The 3,308-nt window shown below is 49.5% G+C and carries 2 rRNA genes; both read right to left on the reverse strand.

Annotated features, from left to right (window positions below):
• Nucleotides 1–116 (reverse strand): 5S ribosomal RNA (gene rrf, locus DVW83_RS14020).
• A gap of 92 nt (nt 117–208) precedes the next feature.
• Nucleotides 209–3,122, reverse strand: a 23S ribosomal RNA gene (locus DVW83_RS14025).
• Nucleotides 3,123–3,308: the final 186 nt, after the last annotated feature.

The following is a 3,308-nucleotide window of genomic DNA, read 5'->3' on the forward strand; positions in this document are numbered from 1 at the left end:
GCGTGGCGACGTCCTACTCTCACAAGGGGCAACCCCTCACTACAATCGGCGCTAAGAAGCTTAACTTCTGTGTTCGGCATGGTTACAGGTGTATCCTTCTCGCTATCGCCACCACACTGTGGTGTTATCTTTTATTGAGTTTGCATTTTGCTCACTCAAAACTGGATTTGAAGTTTAAGTAATGTCCGAGTTCTTTTCTTTTAACCATTTGGTTAAGTCCTCGATCGATTAGTATCAGTCCGCTCCAACCATCACTGGCCTTCCACTCCTGACCTATCTACCTGATCATCTCTCAGGGATCTTACTTTCTTAAAGAAATGGGAAATCTCATCTTGAGGTGGGCTTCACACTTAGATGCTTTCAGCGTTTATCCCTTCCCTACATAGCTACCCAGCAATGCCCTTGGCAGAACAACTGGTACACCAGCGGTAAGTCCATCCCGGTCCTCTCGTACTAAGGACAGCTCCTCTCAAATTTCCAACGCCCGCGACGGATAGGGACCGAACTGTCTCACGACGTTCTGAACCCAGCTCGCGTGCCGCTTTAATGGGCGAACAGCCCAACCCTTGGGACCGACTACAGCCCCAGGATGCGACGAGCCGACATCGAGGTGCCAAACCTCCCCGTCGATGTGGACTCTTGGGGGAGATAAGCCTGTTATCCCCAGGGTAGCTTTTATCCGTTGAGCGATGGCCCTTCCATGCGGAACCACCGGATCACTAAGCCCGACTTTCGTCCCTGCTCGACTTGTTGGTCTCGCAGTCAAGCTCCCTTCTGCCTTTACACTCTTCGAATGATTTCCAACCATTCTGAGGGAACCTTTGGGCGCCTCCGTTACCTTTTAGGAGGCGACCGCCCCAGTCAAACTGCCCATCTGACACTGTCTCCCACCACGATCAGTGGTGCGGGTTAGAGTGGCCATAACGCAGGGGTAGTATCCCACCAGCGCCTCCATCGAAACTAGCGTTCCGATTTCTACGGCTCCTACCTATCCTGTACATGCGGTACAGACACTCAATATCAAACTACAGTAAAGCTCCATGGGGTCTTTCCGTCCTGTCGCGGGTAACCTGCATCTTCACAGGTACTAAAATTTCACCGAGTCTCTCGTTGAGACAGTGCCCAAATCGTTACGCCTTTCGTGCGGGTCGGAACTTACCCGACAAGGAATTTCGCTACCTTAGGACCGTTATAGTTACGGCCGCCGTTTACTGGGGCTTCAATTCGTACCTTCGCTTACGCTAAGCACTCCTCTTAACCTTCCAGCACCGGGCAGGCGTCAGCCCCTATACTTCATCTTACGATTTTGCAGAGACCTGTGTTTTTGATAAACAGTCGCTTGGGCCTATTCACTGCGGCTGATCGAAGATCAGCACCCCTTCTCCCGAAGTTACGGGGTCATTTTGCCGAGTTCCTTAACGAGAGTTCTCTCGCTCACCTTAGGATTCTCTCCTCGACTACCTGTGTCGGTTTGCGGTACGGGTCATTGTTTTCTCACTAGAAGCTTTTCTTGGCAGTGTGACATCAGGAACTTCGGTACTATTATTTCCCTCCCCATCACAGCTTATCCGTATAGACAGAAGCATTTGACTCCTATCAAGACTTACTGCTTGGACAGACATTTCCGATCGTCTGCATTCCTTAGCCTCCTGCGTCCCTCCATTGCTCAAACAAAAACAACGAGTACAGGAATATCAACCTGTTGTCCATCGCCTACGCCTGTCGGCCTCGGCTTAGGTCCCGACTAACCCTGGGCGGACGAGCCTTCCCCAGGAAACCTTAGTCATTCGGTGGACAGGATTCTCACCTGTCTTTCGCTACTCATACCGGCATTCTCACTTCTAAGCGCTCCAGCAGTCCTCACGATCTGCCTTCAACGCCCTTAGAACGCTCTCCTACCAATACACCTCATGGTGTACTCCACAGCTTCGGTAATATGTTTAGCCCCGGTACATTTTCGGCGCAGGGTCACTCGACTAGTGAGCTATTACGCACTCTTTAAATGGTGGCTGCTTCTGAGCCAACATCCTAGTTGTCTGTGCAACCCCACATCCTTTTCCACTTAACATATATTTTGGGACCTTAGCTGGTGGTCTGGGCTGTTTCCCTTTCGACTATGGATCTTATCACTCACAGTCTGACTCCCGGATATGAATGAATGGCATTCGGAGTTTATCTGAATTCGGTAACCCGAGATGGGCCCCTAGTCCAAACAGTGCTCTACCTCCATCATTCTCAAATCCGAGGCTAGCCCTAAAGCTATTTCGGAGAGAACCAGCTATCTCCAAGTTCGTTTGGAATTTCTCCGCTACCCACACCTCATCCCCGCACTTTTCAACGTACGTGGGTTCGGTCCTCCAGTGCGTTTTACCGCACCTTCAACCTGGACATGGGTAGATCACATGGTTTCGGGTCTACGACTACATACTCAAACGCCCTATTCAGACTCGCTTTCGCTGCGGCTCCGTCTCTTCGACTTAACCTCGCATGCAATCGTAACTCGCCGGTTCATTCTACAAAAGGCACGCCATCACCCATTAACGGGCTTTGACTTGTTGTAGGCACACGGTTTCAGGTTCTATTTCACTCCCCTTCCGGGGTGCTTTTCACCTTTCCCTCACGGTACTGGTTCACTATCGGTCACTAGGGAGTATTTAGCCTTGGGAGATGGTCCTCCCGGATTCCGACGGAATTCCTCGTGTTCCGCCGTACTCAGGATCCTCCTAGGTGCCTTCCAAATTTCATCTACGGGGTTTTTACCCTCTTTGACTGACTTTTCCAAGTCATTCGATTATCTGAAAGAACTACCATATTGGAGTCCTACAACCCCAATGAGCAAGCTCATTGGTTTGGGCTTTTCCCGTTTCGCTCGCCGCTACTCAGGGAATCGAATTTTCTTTCTCTTCCTGCAGGTACTTAGATGTTTCAGTTCTCTGCGTCTACCTCGAATGCGCTATGTATTCACGCAAACGTAACATCCTATAAAAGATGTTGGGTTTCCCCATTCGGAAATCTCTGGATCATAGCTTACGTACAGCTCCCCAAAGCATATCGGTGTTAGTCCCGTCCTTCATCGGCTCCTAGTGCCAAGGCATCCACCGTGCGCCCTTATTCACTTAACCTTATCAACCTTGCGGTTGGGTTTTGATCTTTCTTCTAGCGATAGAAGTCCGATCAAGAAAATAAGCAATTGAACTTATTAAAAAACTCTATCCAGCTAAACAAGTGTTTAGCCTTCAAATTCAACGCGGTGTTCTCGGTTTGTATTACTTAATTTACTTCAAATATCCAGTTTTCAATGAACAAAT

It is taken from the genome of Enterococcus sp. VV15 (assembly GCF_005236045.1).
In the GTDB taxonomy this organism is placed as follows: Bacteria; Bacillota; Bacilli; order Lactobacillales; family Enterococcaceae; genus Enterococcus_B; species Enterococcus_B durans.